Origin of the sequence: Pseudonocardia sp. CA-142604, assembly GCF_050948475.1 — a bacterium.
GTDB classification, from domain to species: domain Bacteria; phylum Actinomycetota; class Actinomycetes; order Mycobacteriales; family Pseudonocardiaceae; genus Pseudonocardia; species Pseudonocardia alaniniphila.
In genome coordinates this window covers 1,355,853-1,376,036 of the sequence record NZ_CP192045.1, presented here as the reverse complement: position 1 = coordinate 1,376,036, position 20,184 = coordinate 1,355,853, and the positions used below count along the sequence as shown (strand labels likewise).

Here is a 20,184-nt window from a genome sequence, read left to right as displayed (position 1 = left end):
CGTTCGGCGGCTGGGACGGCACTCCCGAGACGAACTCGCGCCCGGCCGGCAAAACACGATGCAGTCGCGGCGAGGGCTGTCCGCAGCGCGATGTGCTCGAGAACGACATCGGACGCCGTAGCGACAGATGAACAGGCCTCCGTCAGATTTTCGGACCCCGCAGGTAAGCGCCGGCACGAGCCGCGCGACGCCGTCGACACCGACCACCTGATGGGACACCGGGCCGTACCCCACCCCATGACACGCGCGCGGATCCACGTATTGAGTGGACTACTCATAGCCCGGCCACGGCTGGCCGGCGAAGTTGCCTGACTCCATCTCCCGTGCATTCCGGGCACACAGAGGCCGCAGCAGAACCGATGGCACATCGTGCGGCAGGGAGGGGAACTGCGGTGAAGCACACGATCCGCTACAGCCCCGCGACGCCACAGCCGTTCACCCGGACCGGATCGTGGGCCGCCCCGCGCGTGCCGAGGACCGCGGATTCGAGCAATCTGACCAACCCACACATGAGGCCGCGTCGCGGACCCCGCCAAAGTCCTGCTCGCCGCCCCGTGCATTGCAAGAACTCCCACGTCGAACAGGCGACGGATCGCAATGCCCCCACACGCCGCCGAACCGTCCGATCGTCCTCGCCGGTTCTGGGAGTTGAGTTTCGACTTTCGTCCCACTGGTGCTGTACCCGGCGGGCGACCGGCGTGATGGAGACTGCTCCGGGCCGGCGACCGAGAAGGCCAAGCTCCCAGGGAGTCACCATCTCCTCCCCGTGCTGTCACGCGACTGCCGATGTATATCGGCGATTCGAGCCGGACATCGGAGCGAACAGTGCCTCCCTGCGGCGTACCCATTCCCGCGCGCGGGCCGCCCGTATCGACGCTCACCGGTCGCGCGCAGCCGCCAGGGGGCAGAAACCCGAAGGGCTCGCCGGACCCGCAGGAGGCGGATCGATCGACAGCATTCGGGGCCCGCTCACCCCGTACGGAATGCCTCGCACCCTTGTGGCCTTGCTGCCACGCGACCGGAGCCGTAGCGCGTTCGACGTCCCTGCCCACGATCCCCTGCAGCTACCCAGCGTCACTGAGCCTGGGGGAGCCTCTGCGTGCTCCGGCGTCGGTGGTCGAGCGCCTCCCTTTGCGCGGTGGTGAGCCGGTCGGGCCTGGCGATGACGGTGCAGGCCCCCGTCGGGGTGCGCCGGAGCGCGACGGGATCGGCGATCTCCGGGTGGTCTTCCGCGTCGCGCAGCGCGTCGGCGACCCGGTCGAGGGGCCAGTCCAGCACGGCGGCGAGCTCGTACGGCGTGAGCGGCTCGGCCGAATGCACGAGAGCCGCGAGGACGGTCAGCGCGTCCCCGGCGTCGACCATCAGGTCGCCGCCGAGCATGCCGTGGTAGATGCGCTCGAAGAACCGGCCCAGCGCCTCGAGGCGGGAGCCGACGGGTGTGCCCGCACCGAAGACCTCGACTCCGCGCCGGGCCGTCTCCACCCACATCGCGTTCGCCCGGACGCTAGCCGACCACGACCGGGACCAGACGTCGTCGTCGATGATGTACCGCTCACGCCGCTGCAGCGCATCTCGCTCGCGTCGGACCAGCTCCAGACCTTCGAGGTAGCTGATGGCGGTGGAGATCGACGCCGGGCTGACCCGCAGCCGCGCCACCAGCTCAGCGGCCGTGAGGCTGGCCGAGTCGCTGATGTAGAGGCATGCGAGCACCCTCGCCGCCATCCTCGGGAGTCCGGTCTGGACCACCATCATCACGAACTGTTCCTCGAAGCCGCGCACCGTCTCGGCGTCGTCCCCCTCGGCACCGGAGACGGCCAGGGCGCCGCCCGGCGGGACGGACGTCCGGCGGCGGGCACGCCGGGTCGTCAGGCGGGTCGCCTCGTCGGCGCGATAGGCGTGGAGCCCACCGTTCCGGGCGACCTCGCGGCTGACGGTCGACGTCGGACGCGCCAGACGCCGGGCGATCTCCGCGTACCCGAGCCCCTCGGCGAGACCATCCGCGATGAGCCGGCGGTCCTGGCTCGTCAGCCTGCCTCCCGGCATCCGCACTCCCCCACTCGTCGATCGTCGCGCCCAGTGTGCGTTCACGATCAGCACATTGCAATTCGGAGCATCATCAGTTGCGTTAGCCGTCAAGCTCATTGCAACGATCAACATAGATTGACAGGTAGATCCCGCGATACGACGTTGACGATCCTTGAAACGCAACGTAGCCTTCGGCCTTGCCTGAAAGATCAACGACTGAGGGTCGAGATGACGAAACTCCTTTCACTCCCCACCACGCGGCCGGCCGGGCGCCCCTTCGACCCGCCGGAGGAGCTCGCCCGGATCCGCGAGCAGGAGCCACTGAGCCGGTTGGTCTTCCCGGACGGGCACGAGGGCTGGCTGGTGACCAGCCACGCCCTGGCACGTGCCGTGGTGGGCGACCCCCGCTTCAGCGCGCGGCACGAGCTCCTCCACATCCCGCTGCCCGGGCCCGGTGCCATGCAACAGCCCCCGCCCGCGCCGCCGGGGTTGTTCATCGGGATGGACGCGCCGGAGCACACCCGCTACCGGCGCCTGCTCACCGGCAAGTTCACCGTGCGGCGGATGCGCCTGCTCGCAGATCGGGTCGAGGAGATCGCCGCCTCGCAACTGGACGCGATGGACCGCACCGGCCCGCCGGCAGACCTGGTGGAGGCCTACGCCCAGCCCATTCCCGCGCTGACGATCTGCGAGCTGCTCGGCGTCCCGTACACCGATCACGAGACGTTCCAGCGCCATGCGGCCACGGTGAACGACCACAACGCCACGCTGGAGGAGCAGTACGCGGCCATCATGGCGATTCAGGAGTATCTGCAGGGGCTGGTCTCGGCCAAGCGCGCGGAGCCCACCGACGACCTGCTCAGCGACCTGACCACCAGCGATCTCACCGATGAGGAGCTCACCAACGTCGGCACCTTGCTGCTGGGCGCAGGCCTGGACACCACCGCCAACATGATCGCGCTGGGCACCTTCGCGCTGCTGACCCATCCCGACCAGCTCGCCGCCCTCCGCAGCGACCCCGGCCTCGTCGACCAGGCGATCGAGGAGCTGCTGCGTTACCTCTCGATCGCCCACACCGGGGCACGGTCGGCGCTGGAGGACGTCGAGCTGAACGGCCACGTGATCAAGGCGGGTGAGACGGTGGCCCTCTCGGTGCAGGCCGCCAACCGCGACCCGGAGAAGTTCCCCGACCCCGACACGCTCGACATCCGCCGGCACGCCAGCGGTCACCTGTCGCTCGGCCACGGCATCCACCAGTGCCTCGGCCAGCAGCTCGCACGCGTCGAGATGCGGGCGGCCTTCCCGGCGCTTCTGGCTCGATTCCCCACGCTCCGCCTCGACGTCGCGCCCGAGGACGTGCCATTGCGTACCAATTCGGACATCTACGGCGTGGACCGGCTCCCGGTCGCCTGGGACGCCTAGGGCGCCGCTCGAATTTCCGGGCCGATGCGCCTAGCGTCGCGGGCTGAACGTGCACACGGGGGGCATCCATCGTCTCGGGGACCGGCATCGGTGAGCGCCGGTCGTGGCCCGCGGAGGAGTCGCCATGGCCTCACTGCTGTCCGTCAACGTCGGCATGCCGAAAGACGTGCCGTGGGAAGGCAGGACCGTCCACACCGGCATCTGGAAGTCACCGGTGCCCGGCCCGTGCATGGCGCGCCGTCTCAACCTCGACGGAGACGGCCAGGGCGACCTCGCCGGCCACGGCGGCGAGATCCGGGCCGTGCTCGTCTACCAGATGCAGTCCTACGACTACTGGCGCACCGAGCTCGACCGCCACGACCTCGAGTTCGGCGAGTTCGGCGAGAACCTCACCGTCGACGGGCTGCCGGACAGCGAGGTCTGCATCGGCGACCGCTACCGCATCGGCCAGGCCGAGTTCGAGGTCACCCAGCCACGAGTGACCTGCTACCGCGTCGGCATGCGCCTGGGCAGGCCGGACATGCCTCAGCTGCTCGTTGCCCACCACCGTCCCGGCTTCTACATGCGCGTGATCACCGAGGGCGTCGTCGAGGCGGGTGACGAGATCGTCAAGACGTCCTCCGGAAGGCACGGGATGAGCGTCGCCGACATCGACGCCCTGCTCTACCTGCCCGACCGCGACGTCGAGCAGATGCGGCTCGCGCTCGACATCCCGGCGCTCAGCCCGGGCTGGCAGGGCTCGTTCCGAGAGCTCGTCGCCGCCGCAGACTCGCCGGCAGCCGCACGGGCCGCGGTACACGAGCCCGCATGGCCCGGGTTCCGCCCTCTGCGTGTCGCCGATGTCGTGCCGGAGAGCAACACCGTCACGTCCATCTATCTCACCGCAGCCGACGGAGCGCCGTTGCCCCCGGCACTTCCAGGGCAGTACCTCACGGTGCGGGTCACCGGCGCCGCGAGCCCCGCCCCCGTTCGCAGCTACTCGCTCTCCTCCGCACCGGGGGCGCAGCAGTACCGGCTCAGCGTCAAGCGCGAGAGCCACGGCATCGTCAGCGGCTACCTGCACACGGCTCTCCGCCCCGGCGCCGTTCTCGACGTCGCCGCGCCGCGTGGCGACTTCGTCCTCACCGACCGCGACACCCCCGTGCTCCTGATCTCGGCGGGGATCGGCGTGACTCCGGTGATGGCCATGCTGCACCGCCTCGCCTCGGAGCACAGCGATCGCGAGGTCTGGTGGCTCCACGGCTCCCGCGAACCCGCCGATGACGCCCTCGCCCGAGAAGCCCACGGCCTCCTCGAGACCCTCCCCCACGCGCACCGGCACCTCTTCTACAGCGCCGCCTGCCCGGACGATCTCGCGGCCGCTCACGCCACGAGCGGCCGCCTGACACCCCAGGCGCTCGCGGACCTGGACCTCCCCGCGGACGCCTCCGCCTACATCTGCGGCCCGTCGGGGTTCATGGCGGACATGCAGGACGCGCTCAGAGCGCTCGGGCTGTCTGCCGACAACATCCACGTCGAGTTGTTCAGCGCGCTCGACGCGATCACCCCGGGCGTCACCGACCACCAGCGCGTCCCACCGCACCCGCCGCAGGGCCCGCCGGGCACGGGTCCACTGACCACGTTCGCCCGCAGCGGGATCTCCGTGCCCTTCGACACCGGGCGAACCAGCCTGCTCGAGTTCGCCGACGCCTGCGACGTCCCGACGAGGTGGTCGTGCCGCACGGGCGTGTGCCACACGTGCACCACTCCCCTCCTCTCGGGAGAGGTCGACTACTCGCCCGAGCCGCTCGAGCCGCCGCCACCTGGCGAGATCCTCATCTGCTGTTCGCGCCCCACCACGGACGTGGTGCTGGACATGTAGCGGCTCGCCGCCGGATCACGAGCGGGCGCGCAGGGTTTCGACCCCGTCACCCGTGAGGTCGTCGCAGTACCCCACGCGTCCGGTGGTCGCCATCGTGATCGCCAAGGTGGTGCCGGACACGAGCGGACCCACGCCTGTGGCGAACGGACCGTCCGTCGCGACGAGGCGCAAGCCCGCCACCCGGGTCTTGCCGACGAGCATGAGGTCCGAGCTCGTGTAGAAGGTCGCCAGCTGCGTGACCAGCTCGATCGGGTAGTCGTGATCGATTCCCAGTGGGCGCCGGATGTCCTCGCCGTGGACGACGATCTCGCCGAGCATCGCGACCTTCGGCAACGGAGGCGCCGTCGTGCTGTGAACGACGCCGCGGAAGCGCGCAAGGGTCTCGGCAGGCGTCGCACCCAACTGCTCGGCCAACCGCATCTTCACCTGCTTGTCGAAGTCGAACCGGCAGCGGACCACTCCCGCGAACCACCGCAGGGGGTTCAGGCTCGCGCCCGCTGTGAGATGAGCGAGAACGTCGCGCACCGAGAGGCCGGGGCACAGTGACGGCGTCGCCCACTGCTCATCGGTCAACCCTGTGAGGTCGGCGGCCAAGGCCGCCCGCTCGGCATGGACAGCCGTCCAGGTGGGCCGTCCGGCCGTGCCGGACGGGACTGCGTTGCTGCGGTCTCGGAACAGTGCCATCAGAGTCCTCACGCCGGGAGCGGGTCGAGCACAACCGGAGACTGAGACTCTCACCGTGGCGCAGAATCATCGCCGGCCCGAACCGGACTCGATGCCGGCTCGGACCGACGGCTCTTGCGGGTGAGCCAGGGGGTGCGCCTGCTACGTGTAGTCGGAGCGGTCCCAGCAGTTGACGAACTCCGTCTCACCGAGCCGGGTGTTCCACACCCTGCGAGTGCCGCCCGGGCGGAGCTGTCGCATGCGGTGGGGCTGTGCTGGGTCGAACCAGGAGAAGGTCTCGATCTTGGCGGACTGGAGCGCGATCGCTTCGTCGAGCGCCGGCTCGAGGTCGCTGTCGTGGGACGCGAGGATGACGAGGTCGACGTCGGGGCGGCGTGCCTCACGAACCATCGCGAGCGCGCAGAGGACGTCAACGCCCTTCTCGCTCTTGCTTTCGACGACGCGCTTACCCTTGGTGTCGTACATGAGATTGCCGCCGGTGTCCCGCCGGTAGCGGTACTTCAACGGCCTGAGCTGCACGGTGACGCGCTTCTCGCGTTCCCAGTGCGCCTTCTGCGCCTGGTTGCGGGCGTAGGCCTTGGGGTCGTGCTCGGGCGAGGGCTCACCCCGGTAGACGAGCACCGCGGAGAGCTCGGCGAGATCCATTCCCGGCCGCTGGGCTCGGTTGCGGGCGCTGATCAGCTGACCGGCGAACAGCCAGGGGTCTATGAGCGACTCGTGGCGCTGCAGGTGCCGGCTGGCGTGGAACAACTCGTGCCCGGTGAGGTGCACGTTCTGGTAGTCGACGACGACTGCCGCTCGCAGCGTTGCGATGCCATCCCCCACGAAAAAACCCCACCAGTCCCAGAGGGACGGTGGGGAACTAGGCCACTGACACTACACCACCCTCACAGTGCCTAACTCCACGCGAGTGCGATTGGTTCCCGATCCGTGATCAGGCCGCGACCTGGGATTACGCAAGGACACGCAGTCCGCTGTGGACGCTCACGGGTGCGTTGGGGTGTGCAGCCGGCCGCTGAAGATGGTTACCGCGTGGCCGGTGAGGCGCACCTGATCCCCGTCCAGCCGTACGCGCAGCATCCCGCCGCGTTCAGAGGCCTGCTCCGCGAGGAATTCACCGACGCCCAAGCGTGGGCACCACCAGCTCGCCAGCGTGCAGTGTGCCGACCCGGTCACGGGGTCCTCCGGGATTCCCGCATTGGGAGCAAAGAACCGGCTGACCACGTCCGACCGGCCGTTGTCGCCGGGCGCGGTGACGACAACTCCACGAGCGCTGACCCGAGCGAGCATCGCCAGGTCGGGACGCAACGACCGAACCTCGCCGGCTGAGCCCGCCTCGACCAGGACGTCGTGGCGACCGCGCCACGTCGAACGCACGGTGACACCGGCCAGTCCGGCGACGAGTTCCTCCGACGGCACCTCCGGGCGCGTCGGGTCAGCCGGAAGCTCTATCTCGACGGAGCCGTCGGAACCAGCGCTGCAGCTCAACGTCCCGCTGCGCGTCTCGAACCTCTGATCACCACCGAGCACGTGCGCGCTCGCCAACGTTCCGTGCCCGCACAGCGCGAGCTCGGTGGTCGGGCTGAACCAGCGCAGGGGTTTCGGCGCGTCTTCAGCGCCCGACACGTCCACGAACGCCGTGGCGGTCTGGTTGAGCTCTCCGGCGACCGACTGCATCCAGCCCGCGTCGGCAGCTCCGGCCAGCAGCACCACACCCGCCGGGTTGCCCCGAAACGCCGTCTCGGCAAAAACGTCCACTACGTATGTCCGCACAGCCAACCCTAACCATTGGCCGCAACGCGAAAGGTTAGTGACGCCATGTGGGAGTCGGCAGAAGTTGCGAGGCTGGGCGACCTCGGGCCTCAGGGTTGCGGCAGGGTGCCGCCCGCCCGCCACTCGAGCGCCCGCCCCACGAACTGGCGGAGCTTGTCGGGGTCGGCCGACAGTCCGAAGTGGTCGTCGAGCCGTTGGGTCAGGTACCGGATGAGGTCGTCGGCACCGTCCCCCCGGTCCAGCCGCTCCACCAGCGGATCGATCAGGCAGTCGTACTCGTCGGGCGGCGCAGGACTGGGGATCGAGAACACGCCGATGGGGTCCCAGCCGCGCAGCAGAGCTCGCATCGCGGCGGCTCGCTCCGGATCGACATCAATCGGCCGGCCGCACACGCGACCAGAGTAGGACGATCCTCCCCCAACTGCGGAGGCTTTTACTGCGGCTCAGCGGGTGGGGGCGAGCTTTCGCAACCTGCGCACCCGCAGTGTCTGGCCCGCCGCGGCTGGGCGCTCCACCACGCCACGTTTCTCGCGCAGCGCAGGCGACCGATCCATCTTCGCGGTGAGGTCCGTGCCGAGCGCATCCTCGAACGCCGACACCTCCCGCGCCCCGGCCCCGGAGCACACGATGTCGATCAGCCCGTTGATGAGGTCACGGTTGTCGATCAGCACAGCCGCGGCGTCGATGGTGGGGCTCAGCGCGCACACGATCGTGTTCTCCTGGTAGGAGTGATCGCCGATCTCCACCGCACGCGTACGGATCACGGCGACGGTGCCGTTGAGCGCGTCGGCGGTCGGTGTGCGTGCCACGGCGCCCGTGGCCGAGTACGCGGCCTTCCCGTCTCGCCTCGACTGGGGGCGCAGGCCCGCAACGGCGTCGGCGGCAGCCTCCCGGAGGTCGGTGTTGGCCGGGTCGCGCGCCAGCGCGGCGAGGGCCGCCGAAACCGCGGAGTCCCCGAGGACCCTGCCGAAGTCGATGCCCGGGTTCTCGACGGTGTGGAGGAAGACGTTGCGCTGTTCACCGGCGGAGTGGCCGTAGCCGGCCGACGACCCGTCGACCTGGATCGCGACGATCCGCCCGGTCTCCTGCACCTGCTCGGGCGAGCCGACGTCAGACGCCCGGGCATCAGGGGGTTCCCACACGGTCCACCATCGCCCCGTGGTCGAGTCCTGCGACAGCACGACATGGTCGGGTGGGCGGCTACCGAGCGCACCGAGCCTGCGCTGCAACGACCAGACCTCCTCGCGCAGCGTCGAGTCGTCGACCACGCGGCACACCGTGAGCTCTCGGCGGATCACGTCGAGGTGCCTGTCCGGGTCCCAGCCGAGCCGGTTCACCGACTTGTAGGCGCCCGGCGCCGTGTTGCGCACCGCATCGGCGAGCCCCGCGTACGGGACGTGCGCGCGGACGGCCTTCTCGAACGTCTCGACCGCGGCTTGGATCAGCTCCGGCGTCAGCGGCTCCTCGGCCAGGGACTCCGGGAGAGAGGGCTCGCTGTCTCGCACGGGGCGCGGGGAATCTCCGGTTTCCGAGAGGACGCACGCGTGGATCCAGTGGGTGCCCGCTTCGAATCGTCCGATGCTGATCCGCGCCACCGCCGCTCCGCCGGGCGCGATCTCGTCCGACCGCCACTCGTCGAAGAATTGATCATCGATCGTGACCTGAACGCGCACGGGACGTGATTCATCGCCGATATTGCGAACCTTGAACGAGATCAACACCCCGGAGTCGGTGTGCGGGACGCCGTGCCCGCCCGGGTTGTCACCGGGGTCCGGCATCACACTGATCCCACCGCTGGCGAACTCGAAGACCGCACCCATGTGCCATACACCTCCGCGCCTCTACCGGTTCACCGAAGGTGCTGATCAGTGCGTCGTTCGCGGCCGATGGCCCCGCCTGCCGAGAGACGACCCGGTGGTCGGACCGCCGTACCGGAGTCCAGGCGGCTCCTCGCCGCCGGCTGCACAATGACGTTACTGGCACTGTTGCGCGGACGCACCGTACGGCTGCGAGGCACTCGCCCTCCTGGTTCGACGGACAGGCAAAGATCGAACTACAAAATCACATTGTCATGACAGATCTGGGCGTCAAACTTTCAGGTGTTTCACAGTAGGCCCCGATCACCAGGAGTGACAGCCGCTCCGCAACTTCTCGAACGTCCCCCGTCGAAACCGCCGTTCGAGGGAAGCCGCCCCGAAACACCCAGGTATCGGCCGCGTCCTACCTACCGTCTCCGGGCTGACCGGAGAGACCAGCGGGCATGTCCCCGGACGAACGTGCCGAACCGCCGTCGGGCGGGTCCTCGGGCAGCGCCGCCAAGGCGTCGCGCAGAGCAGCTCGCGAGGTGATCCCGAGTATCGGATAGATCTGGTACAAGCGCGCGCCGACGGTGCGGTGGGACAGGAAGAGCCGCTCGCCGATCTGCTTGTTGGTCAGACCCGAACCCGCCAGCTCGGCGATCACGCGCTGCTGAGGGGTGAGGACGGGCGACGTCGTCGTGCACCCACGGGGCTTGCTGATCCCGGTGGCCCGCAGCTCGTTGCCCGCCCGCTCCAGCCATGGCTGTGCGCCGAGCCGTTCGAAGATCTCCGCGGCGGCGGACAGCTGGAGGCGGGCCCCCGCCGTGGCACGTGCGCGGCGGAGGCGCTCGCCGTAGGCGAGGCGCACGCGGGCGAAGTCGAAGGGCCAGCGGGGGTTGCCGGGGAGCGCGAGCGCGGCGTCGAACGCATCCACGAACTGGTCGTCGTCGGCCACCATGGCACCGGCACCGGCGGTGAGGAGCGCCAACCGTGTCGACAGTGCCTGCAGGTCGGCCTCGCGCATCGCGTCGGCATGAGCGCGGGCCTGCGCCGTCCGCTCGGTCTTGAAAGCCGCCTCGACCAGGTCGAAGCTGGTCCACATCGCGTGTGGGATGTGCGAGGCGATGGTGCCCGGCTCGTTGTGGACGATGGCTTCTCGGTAGGCGGCCTCGTAGTCGCTCTGTCCGATGTAGTTGAGCGTGCGGGCGTGGATGACGACCCACTCCACTCCGCGTGCACCGCGGGCCCCTGCCCAGCGGATGAGCTCGTCGGTGACCTCCTGGCTCGCCTCGTGATCACCACGGACCGCGGCGTGCAGCCCGCGCGCGTGGCGGAAGTACCAGATGAAGAACCGGTAGCCGTGCTCCTCGCACAACCGCGCACCCTCGTTGGTGAGCTCGGCCATGGTGTCCCACCGGCCGGTGTGGAACGTGTCGTGACACAGGTGCATGAGCGCGGCGACGTGACGGCGCACCGCGATGCGTCCCTCTCGACCCTCGCGCACGATCCACCAGTGCCCGTCCCGGGTCGCAGGCAGCCGGTCGAGATAGAACGACGCCGCGCCCATCCGCACGATCCTCGTCGGGTCGGTCTCGTCGCATATCCCGTCCAGCAGCGCATCCAGGACAGACGTCGCGGCCTGCGCCGTGCGGGCAGGGTCGGAGTACGTCCGACTCAGGATCCACAGCGACTCCGGCACATTCGGCGTCAACCGGTCGATAGCGGCGAAGGCCGGCTCCCACAGCTCGCTGCGACCGGCGAACCAGCACAGCAGCAGCAGCGTGTACAGCGCCTCGACCAGCGCCTTTTCGGGTGTGTCTCTACGCTTCGCGTTGGTCTCGATCGCCTCGGCCAACAACTTGTGCGCGGTCAGCACGTCACCGTCGCCGTCGATCAGCAGGATCGCGGTCGCGATGACCGCATGCAACGACGCGCCCCCGGCCGGGTTGGTACGGCGTGCCTCGTCCAGAAGGTGCGACGCACTCAGCAGCTCCCCCACCGAGTCGACACCCAGATAGGCGGCCTCGGCCAGCCGCGACGACCGGACGACCGAATTCGGGCTGAGGTCCGCGGCGCGGGTGAGCGAGGCGATCGCGCCGACGGCGTCCCCGCGGGACTGCGCGAGGTGCGCTGCCTCCTCCAGGCGCTGCGCGACATGCTCATCCGGACCGACCACACCTTCGCCCAGGTGCCACGCCCGACGCTCCGGGTGCTCGCCCATCACGTCCGCGAGGCGGCGATGGGCGCCCCGCCGCTCGACGGCGGTGGACACGTCGACCACTGCGGAGCGGATCAGCGGATGTCGGAACTCGAAGCGCCCGGCCACCTCGTCGACGTGGACCAGCTGGTCATGCTCGGCAGGGGCGAGGCTCTCCAGGCCGTAGCACGCCGCGGCAGCGCGCAGTGCATCACGGCCGCCGCTGCGATCCAGCGCAGCCAGCAGCATGATGTTCCGGCAAGCTTCCGGCAGCGCCGCGATCCTGGACGCGAACAGGGCCTGCAGCCGCTGGGTCAGCGGCAATACCGCCGGCAGCGATTCCACCGCCTGCTGCTGGGGACTCGTCAAGGCCTGCGGCAGCTCCAACAACGCCAGCGGGTTGCCGCGCGCCTCGCTCAGCAGCCGCTGCCGCACGCTCGGCGCCAGTGCGGGAAACCGCCGCGCCACCAGCTCGCTCGCCGCGCTGCCGTCCAACGGCCGCAGCTCGTGATCCGGCAGGTCGCCACCCTCGAACGAGCTACCCGTGTGCGACCGCGCCGCGCCGAGGAAGCCCACCCTGCTCCCCGCCAACCGGCGGGCCATGAAGCCGAGCACCGTGGCGCTCGCCCGATCGAGCCACGGCAGGTCGTCCACCACCAGCAGCAGTGGACGCTGCACCGCGGCATTGCGGACGCACAGCAGCGCGGCGTTGGACATCAACAGCCGATTCGGTGGCCGGCCCCCGCCGAAGCCCAACGCCACCTCCAGAGCCTCGCGGTGCACGGCGCTGAGCTCGTCGAACGACTCACGGAGGGGGAACAGCAACTGGTTCAGAACCGAGTAGGCGACCGAGGCCTCGAACTCCACGCCCCCGGCCCGCAGAACACGGATACCCCGGGCAACCGCCATGGCGACCGACTCGTCGAGCACCACCGTCTTTCCGACGCCCGGCTCCCCCACCAACAACAGAGCCCTGCCATTGACCGCAGCGTCGTCGACGAACGCGCTGATCAGGGCGAGGTCATCGTCGCGGCCGACAAGCTGCGCAGGACACTCGACACCGAAGTTCACATCGCCCCCGCCCCAGATATCCATGACCTGATCCAATGCTACGCATTACCTATCGGCGGAGCCATCGTTGTGCAGATCTTGGTGAGCCGGCGTTCTCGACACCCATTCTCAATTCACGAATCGTCACATCTGGCCGAATTGCCGGAGAGAATCGACGCGAGCCCTGACAAGTCGGGCATTTCGATCACAGCGTGGCGTAGCGGACCCTTTCGACGTGGCGCACACCGGGGCACGAACGGCAGGAGCTCCGACCGGTAGACCTCCACCGGCGCGTCGAGATCCAGTGTGCCCTGCTCCACCGACTGCAGGCCGTCGGCCGTTGGTCGCATAGATCGATCCAGAATCGCGTCAGATCTCGCCGATGTCCCCCGGGAGGATCTCTGGGGATTCGAGCGATGAGTTCGGCGTCTCCGGTAGGTCCCAAGCTCTGACGGAGCACGACAGGGGCGGACACACGGAGACCTCATGAACACGCAGCAGAACCCCCCGGCCACGACCATCGGCACGGGGCGCAGGCAGGCGCCGGGGCGGCGGGTGCACTGGGCCCTGTGGGTGGCCCATGTCCTGCTCGCGCTGGTCTTCCTCGCCGTCAGCTACCCGAAGGTGACGCTGGATCCGGTTGCCATCGACGGCTTCGCGGCGATGGGCTTCAGCGCGGTAGGCACGGTGATCATCGGCTGCCTGGAGATCGCCGGGGCGATCGGACTGCTGGTACTGCGGCTGTCGGGGCTCGCCGCTCTCGGCCTGGTGGCGCTGATGATCGGAGCCACGGTGGCCACCGTCCTCACGGTGAGCGTGGCAGGAGCGCTCATGCCGGTGGTGCTCGGCGTGGTGGCAGCTCTCGTCGCCTGGGGTCGCTGGAACCGGACCGTGGAGCTCACCCACTGGCTCCGCGGTCTCGCCGGGCGATGACCCGATCCCGCTCGCGGTTCTGAGGGGACCGCACGATCACTGGAGCGACGGAAGCGATATCGAGGACGACATCCGCATCTCGCGAGCGGGGTTCCCGGCCCACCGCGCGCGTTCCGGGACGTCCTCACCCTTCATCAGGAACGCGTCCGCACCGAGCACGGATCCATCGCCCATCGTCACTCCGTAATGGACGAAGGCCCCGACCCCGAGCGTGCACCCGGTACCGATCGTGGTGCGGTCGGATTTGAAGGTGCCGTCCTCCTGCGAGTGACACTGGATCACGCTGCCCGCGTTCAGCGTGCAACCGTCACCGATGGTGGTGAGAGTTTTCTCCGTCATGGCGCAGCCGTCGTCGAAGACCCGCTTGCCGATGCGAACGCCCAGCACACGCGAAAGGATGTTCTTGAACGGGGTGCCGGCGAGCATCTTGTCGATCCCCGGCAGCACGAGCTTCCAATAGCGTTCGTGCCACCAGAAGTACGGATCGTAGATCGAGCAGAGCTGAGGCTGCAGTCGCCGGAACCGCGCGACTCCACGCTCGACCAGCACGAAGTAGACCATGCTGAACAGCAGCATGATGACGAGCTGCACGGCAATCGCCTCGGCGCCGAACGCCTGGTAGTTCCCCGCCGCAGCCATCGCCAGCAACACGAGCGCGAAGATGTAGACCCAGCGCACCAGCATCACCACCGCGACGGTGCGCAGGTTGTACCGGTTCTTGGCACTGAGGTTGCGGCGTAGCTCCTCCCCTTTGGCCATGTGATCGAACCGGCCGTCGCGTTCGACGGAACGCGGAATCTCGAAGCTCGGCGACCCCAGGAGTCCGACGCCCTCCCGGATCTTCCCGTCGATCGGGACCATGACCTTCGTCGCCAGCAGGCAGTTCGCGCCCGTGCGGCCCTGCGACGGATAGGCGATGTTGTTGCCGAGGAAGTTGTGCGGCCCGATCGACGTCGGTGAGGCGCGGAAGGATGTGTTCGAATAGTCGGCGTTGATGACCGACAAACCGTCGGCGACCATCGTCCCGCGCCCCACGGTGGTCAGGTAGGGGCTCTCGTGCGCCACCGTCATGCCGAAGTTCGAGCCGGTCTGCTCCGCCCGGGACAGCTTGAATCCAAGTCCCTGCAGGTAGTGGACGATGTAGGAGCTGTCGCCGAAGAGGTACATGTAGAACTTGAGGTTGGTGATTCGCGCGATGGTCCGGTGGATCGAGTAGCGGATGCCGTAGAGCGGATAGACCACGCCCGGCTTGATCCCGTAGCGGAGAAGGCGCGGCACCGTGTAGACGAAGACGATCCCGAAGATCGCGGCTCCGAAGTACAGCAGCGTGGACAGGACCAGTACCTCGCGCCAGAACGCCCAGCCCGTGGGGTGCAACAGCTCCTGGCTGAAGTTCTCACCGAGCTTGGGGATGCCGGTGAGAATGATGTTCACCCCGGCGAATCCCAGTGGCACCCACAGGACCAGGACGCTCACCAACTGCCATGTCGAGTAGCAGATTCTCCGCACGAGACCGCAGCGGGCGGGCTCGACCACCTGGTAGTCGACATCCGCCGGCTGGGCCGGTGAGCCGTGCCAGTGCTCGCCGTCGGGCACGGCCTGCCCGGAATGCAGGGACGACGCGTGGCCGATCTGCGATCCGTCACCCAGCGAGCTTCCGATGTCGAGCACCGTCTTCTCGCCGACGAACGCGTTCTTCCCGATCGTGATCGGGCCCGTCTGGATCCGGCCGGCGTGGGCCCGGTAGCCGGGGAAGACCGCCTCCTTCCGGATGACGGTGCCCTCGCCGATGGTGAGCAGGTCGGTGCAGACGGGCACGCTGCGCGAGAAGATCGCCACGCGTTTGCCCACCTTCGCGCCCAGCGCCCGCAGATAGAACACATATAGCGGCGAACCGATGCACACGAGGACCAGCGGGTTCGCCCGGATCAGCGACTTGACGAACCAGAAGCGGACGTACGCGAGGCTCCAGACACGGATCTCCTGCTCTTTCCAGCGACCGATGAGCACCCATTTCATGATGATCGGAAGGGTGGCCGTGGTGAGGAAGAGCACTCCGCCGACCACGACCGAGCGCAGGTACTCGCGCAGGATGCCGACGTCCGCGGACACCCAGTCGTACGACCTGGCAGTGATGAACGAGGTGAGGGACATGTACGCCACGAAGAGCAGGAACTGCAGGGCGCCGCAGAGGATGTAGGCGAACCTCCCGCCCGCACCCTGGGTGTCATCGGGCTCCGGTGGCGACGGCTCGGCCTGGTTCTGCTCGCTGTCGCCGAGCGCGGCCGCGAGCCTGCGGATCGTCGGTGTCGCGTAGATGTCCTTCATCGACACCGATGGCAGATCGGGCCGTTTCCTGACCCGCGCGCAGAAACGTGCCATCACCATCGAGTCGGCGCCCAGGTCGTCGAAGAAGTGGTCATCCACGGAAACGCGATCAACGGACAAGATCTCGGCCAAGGCTTCCGTCAGGGCTTGCTCGACACTGTTCTCCGAAGCGACTTGGAACGCCTGCGAGATCTCGGACTGCGCCGTACCGGCCGCCCTAACCTCAGCAGTTTTCTCCGTCGTCATCGAACCCCCCATCTCCTTCCGTTCGAGATCGGCCGGGCAGCAGCCCGTGAAGTGCGCTCCGACGATCTCGCGGTGCACGCACAAATTGCGACGTCTCCACGTGGGGTGACGTCGCCGCCAGTTCGAATACATGACTCGGAAAGAGACGGGGTGATCGTTGCGGGTTCTGCTCGGAACCACCTGAACGGAGTGTGACGGGTCACTCGCCTGGCAGAGATTCAGGACTCTCCGCAACCGCGTTACTCCCGCACGACCGGCTATTACTCCGGGGTGGATAACCGGAGGAACCTTCGGCCACTGGCAGCGGTTTCCGGGGTACTGTCACACCCTCGCGAATATGATCGGTTCACGCACTCGCCCTGCGCGGTGGCATCGGGATGAACCCGCTGGTGCGGCGCACGTAGTCGGCGTAGCCGGGGCGGCGCTCTCCGATCGTCGACTCGAGCAGTTTCTTGCCGGTCCCCTTCACCAGCAGCCACGTCATCAGCGCGGTGCCCACGAGCCCGATGAGGCCGGCGTAGTGGTGCAGGGCCAGCACGGTCAGGCCCCACCAGACAGCCGCGTCGCCGAAGTAGTTCGGGTGGCGGGTGTAGCGCCACAGGCCCCGGTCCATGACCTTGCCCCGGTTCGCGGGATCGGCGCGGAAGGCGGCTAGTTGGGCGTCCCCCACCGTCTCGAACGTGAAGCCGATGGCCCACAACGCCACGCCCAGCGCCGTCACGACGACCGAGAGGGTGCCGGAGGCGAACCCGTACTGGCCGAGCTGGACCGGCAGCGACACGATCCACAGGATCACGGCCTGCGGGAGATAGACCTTGCGGACCATGTGCAGAGTCGGGTTGCCCCTGGCTCCGGAGATGATGTCGGCGTACCGGGGATCCTCGGGCCTGCCGTGGTTACGACGACCGATGTGCCAGGCCAGTCGCAGCCCCCACACGCAGGTCAGCACGGTGATGAGCCATCGGCGCCACGAATCGCCCTCACCAGCGGACAGCAGCAGCGTGGTGACCGCGACGATCGCGAAACCGCCGCCCCACACGACGTCGATCCCGTCGTGCCGCCCGCCCCGCACGAACACGGCGACGACGAGCGCCACGGCGAACACCACCGCGACGACGATCGCGGTGACCGCGAAGTTGGTGAGGGCCGCGCTCCACGGGTAGGCCGTCACGCGGGCCTCGAGACAGCGGGATGGCCATTCACCGCGCCGTTGTCCGCCACCGCGGCAGCGGACTCCATGCCGAGGACGGCCTGTCTGCGCCGCGGGAGGCCGGTGCTGCCCCTGGTGTCGGGACGCACCATGAGGATCTGGTGCACACCCATCCGGTTCTCCTCGAATGCCAGAGCTGCTCCTGCGAGGTACAGCAGCCAGACCCGGTACTGCTCCTCACCGATCAGGGCGATCGCTTCGGCCTTGCGTTCCTGCAGGGTCGCGAGCCATGGCCGCACGGTCCAGACGTAGTGCTCGCGCAGCGAGTGGACGTCGACGACCTCGAGACCGGCTGCCTCGAGGATGTCCAGTGTGGAACCGAGCGGGCGCATGTGCATGTCCGGAGCGACGTAGCGCTCCATGAACGGACCGCCGCCGGGCGCGCTGTTGCGGCCTGACGCCCCACGCGACATCTGCTGCACGAGCAGCCGGCCCGTGGGACGCAGCAGCGTGTGCAGGGTGGCGGCGTAGACCGGGTAGTTGTCCTGCCCGACGTGCTCGCCCATCTCGATGGAGGCGATCGCGTCGAAGGGGTCGTCCGAACCGGATCCGGTGGAGATCGCGCGGTAGTCCTGCATGCGGATCTCGACCTGGTCGGTCAGCCCGAGGTCGCGCACGCGCGCGAGTCCGTAGGACTGCTGTTGCGCTGAGAGCGTGACGCCCACGGCGCGCACCCCGTAGTGCTGCGCCGCATGGATCAACAGGGAGGCCCAGCCGCACCCGACGTCGAGCAGGCGCATCCCCGGTGCCAGGCCGAGCTTGCGGCAGATCAGGTCCAGCTTGTCGCGCTGGGCATCCACCAGGCCGTAGGTGGACGAGTCCTCCTGGGTCCAGTAGCCGCAGGAGTACGCCATCTGCGGGTCGAGCAGGAACTCGTAGAACTCGTTCGACAGGTCGTAGTGGTGTGCGATCGCGGCGCGGTCGCGGCGGCGGGTGTGCAGGCCGCCGGACAGCCGCGCCTCCGACGCCGGGGGCTTCGGGCGGGGGCCGATCGCCCGGAGCCGGGCCGCGACGCCGACCGCGTCCATGATGTCGGCGCGGGTGAGCCGCAACCCGGCAATGCCCTGGCTCTCCGCGAGCTTCCAGAATCGGGAGAGCCCCTCGGCGATGTCGCCGTCGACCTCGAGCTCACCCGACACGAACGCCCGGGCCAGGCCCAGCTCGCCGGGATTCCACAACAGCCGCCGCAACGCCCGGCGGTGGCGGACGATCGCGACGGGCGCGTCCGGGTCGTCGACGGGACCGGCTTCGGTGCCGTCCCAGGCACGGAGGCGGATCGGCAACGGCGCGCCGATCAGGCGCTCGACGAGTCCGGCGAGCTGCGGGGCCACGGCACGGGGCATGGGTTTCTCCTGGAGTGGGGAGGACGGACGTCAGCGGCGCTGCAGCGAGAACTGGAAGACGTCGAGGTAACCGACGCGGAACCCGGCCTCGCAGTAGGCGAGGTAGAACTCCCACATCCGGCGGAACGTCTCGTCGAACCCGAGCGCTGCGACGGACTCCCATCGAGCCAGGAACGTGGTGCGCCAGTGCTCCAGCGTGCGGGCGTAGTCAGGGCCGAGGCTGCGGCGCTCGACGACCCGCAGACCGGTGTGGTCGCGCAGGTTCTGCTCGATCGCCTCCACCGAGGGGATCAGCCCGCCCGGGAAGACGTACTTGGAGATCCACGTGTAGTCGTTCTGCGTCACGAGCATGCGGTCGTGCGGCATGGTGATCGCCTGCAGCCCGACGCGCCCGCCCGGGCGCAGCAACCGGTCCAGCGCCGCGAAGTAGGTGGGCCAGTACTGCGCGCCCACTGCCTCCACCATCTCGACGCTGACCACGGCGTCGTAGCTGCCCTGCGCCTCGCGATAGTCGCGAAGTAGCACCTGCACCCGGTCGGCAGTGCCTGCGGCGTCGATCCGTTCCTCGGCCAGCCGCGCCTGCTCGGCCGAGATCGTCATGGTGGTGACCCGGGCCCCGCGCTGCGCCGCGCGGATGGCGAGTCCACCCCAACCGGTGCCGATCTCCAGGACGTGCATCCCGGACCTCACCCCGGCGAGGTCGAGCACTGCGTCGATCTTGCGGCGCTGGGCGTCGGCGAGGTCGTCGCTGCCGTCGGCGAACCAGGCCGCCGAGTAGGACATCGTCTCGTCGAGGAACACGCCGAACAGCTCGTTGGACAGGTCGTAGTGGCGGTGGATGTTCTCCCGGGCACCGTCGACCGTGTTCATCTCGGCGTGCGGCCGCCGGGCCTCGGCGATGCGACGCCCGACGCGCTGCAGGGCCGGGGGGATCAATGTGGACAGCTGCGCGGCGAATGGCGTCAACAGGTCGGCCGGGCGGGTGCAGGTCCAGTCCCCAACCATGTACGACTCCCCGAACCCGATCTTCGATCCGGCGCCGAGCCGGTGGAAGAACGCCTCGGGCCGCACGATCCGCATCACCGGGGAGTCGCTCCCGCCCGCCCCGATCCGTTTCCCGCCCGGGAAGACCACGCGCACCGGTACGGACCGCACCGCGCGCCGGAACAGCATCTCCGCCACGAGCGCCCTCATCGGCGCGTGTGGTGGGGTCGCGAGACCGGGCCACACGCCCTCGTTCGGCCTCGGCACATTCCGGGTTCGGCGGATGGCGGTAGCGGGTGCGCGGTGCGCCCGGGACCTGCTCATGGGAT

At 68.9% G+C, this 20,184-nt stretch carries 14 protein-coding genes; 3 read left to right on the top strand and 11 right to left on the bottom strand.

Translation table 11 applies throughout. The annotated features are described in order from the left end of the window. Window positions 1-1,074 precede the first annotated feature (1,074 nt). Complete coding sequence (locus tag ACQPZQ_RS06465; protein WP_433293003.1) at window positions 1,075-2,043, bottom strand: MarR family transcriptional regulator; 969 nt, start codon at window positions 2,041-2,043, stop codon at window positions 1,075-1,077. A gap of 210 nt (window positions 2,044-2,253) precedes the next feature. On the opposite strand from ACQPZQ_RS06465, the gene ACQPZQ_RS06460 reads away from it, so the two are divergent. Next, the gene (locus tag ACQPZQ_RS06460) at window positions 2,254-3,447 is read left to right on the top strand and encodes a cytochrome P450 (protein WP_433293001.1); all 1,194 of its coding nucleotides are present in this window, start codon (window positions 2,254-2,256) and stop codon (window positions 3,445-3,447) included. Between the two features lie 124 nt (window positions 3,448-3,571). Continuing rightward, on the top strand, window positions 3,572-5,308 hold the full coding sequence (locus ACQPZQ_RS06455) for an MOSC domain-containing protein (RefSeq protein WP_433292999.1): 1,737 nt from the start codon (window positions 3,572-3,574) through the stop codon (window positions 5,306-5,308). Window positions 5,309-5,323: 15 nt separating this feature from the next. Here ACQPZQ_RS06455 and ACQPZQ_RS06450 read toward each other — a convergent pair whose 3' ends face one another. From ACQPZQ_RS06450 to ACQPZQ_RS06425, 6 genes are all read right to left on the bottom strand, one after another. Further along, complete coding sequence (locus ACQPZQ_RS06450) at window positions 5,324-5,992, bottom strand: maleylpyruvate isomerase family mycothiol-dependent enzyme (protein ID WP_433292997.1); 669 nt, start codon at window positions 5,990-5,992, stop codon at window positions 5,324-5,326. Between the two features lie 141 nt (window positions 5,993-6,133). Next, on the bottom strand, window positions 6,134-6,817 hold the full coding sequence (locus ACQPZQ_RS06445; protein WP_433292995.1) for a hypothetical protein: 684 nt from the start codon (window positions 6,815-6,817) through the stop codon (window positions 6,134-6,136). A gap of 159 nt (window positions 6,818-6,976) precedes the next feature. Then, window positions 6,977-7,750, bottom strand: a complete 774-nt coding sequence (locus ACQPZQ_RS06440) for a PhzF family phenazine biosynthesis protein (protein ID WP_433292993.1) — start codon at window positions 7,748-7,750, stop codon at window positions 6,977-6,979. 104 nt (window positions 7,751-7,854) lie between these two features. Then, window positions 7,855-8,112: a hypothetical protein gene (locus tag ACQPZQ_RS06435; protein WP_433292991.1), complete on the bottom strand. Its 258-nt coding sequence runs from the start codon at window positions 8,110-8,112 to the stop codon at window positions 7,855-7,857. A gap of 96 nt (window positions 8,113-8,208) precedes the next feature. Continuing rightward, complete coding sequence (locus ACQPZQ_RS06430) at window positions 8,209-9,585, bottom strand: hypothetical protein (protein ID WP_433292989.1); 1,377 nt, start codon at window positions 9,583-9,585, stop codon at window positions 8,209-8,211. Window positions 9,586-9,985: 400 nt separating this feature from the next. Beyond that, window positions 9,986-12,856, bottom strand: a complete 2,871-nt coding sequence (locus ACQPZQ_RS06425) for a helix-turn-helix transcriptional regulator (protein ID WP_433292987.1) — start codon at window positions 12,854-12,856, stop codon at window positions 9,986-9,988. 441 nt (window positions 12,857-13,297) lie between these two features. On the opposite strand from ACQPZQ_RS06425, the gene ACQPZQ_RS06420 reads away from it, so the two are divergent. Beyond that, on the top strand, window positions 13,298-13,744 hold the full coding sequence (locus ACQPZQ_RS06420; protein ID WP_433292985.1) for a DoxX family protein: 447 nt from the start codon (window positions 13,298-13,300) through the stop codon (window positions 13,742-13,744). A 36-nt stretch (window positions 13,745-13,780) separates the two neighbouring features. Here the strand turns inward: ACQPZQ_RS06420 and ACQPZQ_RS06415 are convergent, their stop codons facing one another. The 4 genes from ACQPZQ_RS06415 to ACQPZQ_RS06400 form a co-directional block, all read right to left on the bottom strand. Continuing rightward, window positions 13,781-16,318 carry a Pls/PosA family non-ribosomal peptide synthetase gene (locus tag ACQPZQ_RS06415; protein WP_433292983.1) on the bottom strand — a complete coding sequence of 846 codons (2,538 nt, stop codon included), beginning with the start codon at window positions 16,316-16,318 and terminating at the stop codon, window positions 13,781-13,783. 346 nt (window positions 16,319-16,664) lie between these two features. Continuing rightward, complete coding sequence (locus ACQPZQ_RS06410; RefSeq protein WP_433292981.1) at window positions 16,665-17,489, bottom strand: DUF1295 domain-containing protein; 825 nt, start codon at window positions 17,487-17,489, stop codon at window positions 16,665-16,667. Then, complete coding sequence (locus tag ACQPZQ_RS06405; RefSeq protein ID WP_433292979.1) at window positions 17,486-18,871, bottom strand: class I SAM-dependent methyltransferase; 1,386 nt, start codon at window positions 18,869-18,871, stop codon at window positions 17,486-17,488. Before ACQPZQ_RS06405 ends, ACQPZQ_RS06410 begins: the two co-directional genes overlap by 4 nt. 30 nt (window positions 18,872-18,901) lie before the next feature. Further along, the gene (locus tag ACQPZQ_RS06400; protein WP_433299049.1) at window positions 18,902-20,179 is read right to left on the bottom strand and encodes a class I SAM-dependent methyltransferase; all 1,278 of its coding nucleotides are present in this window, start codon (window positions 20,177-20,179) and stop codon (window positions 18,902-18,904) included. Window positions 20,180-20,184: the final 5 nt, after the last annotated feature.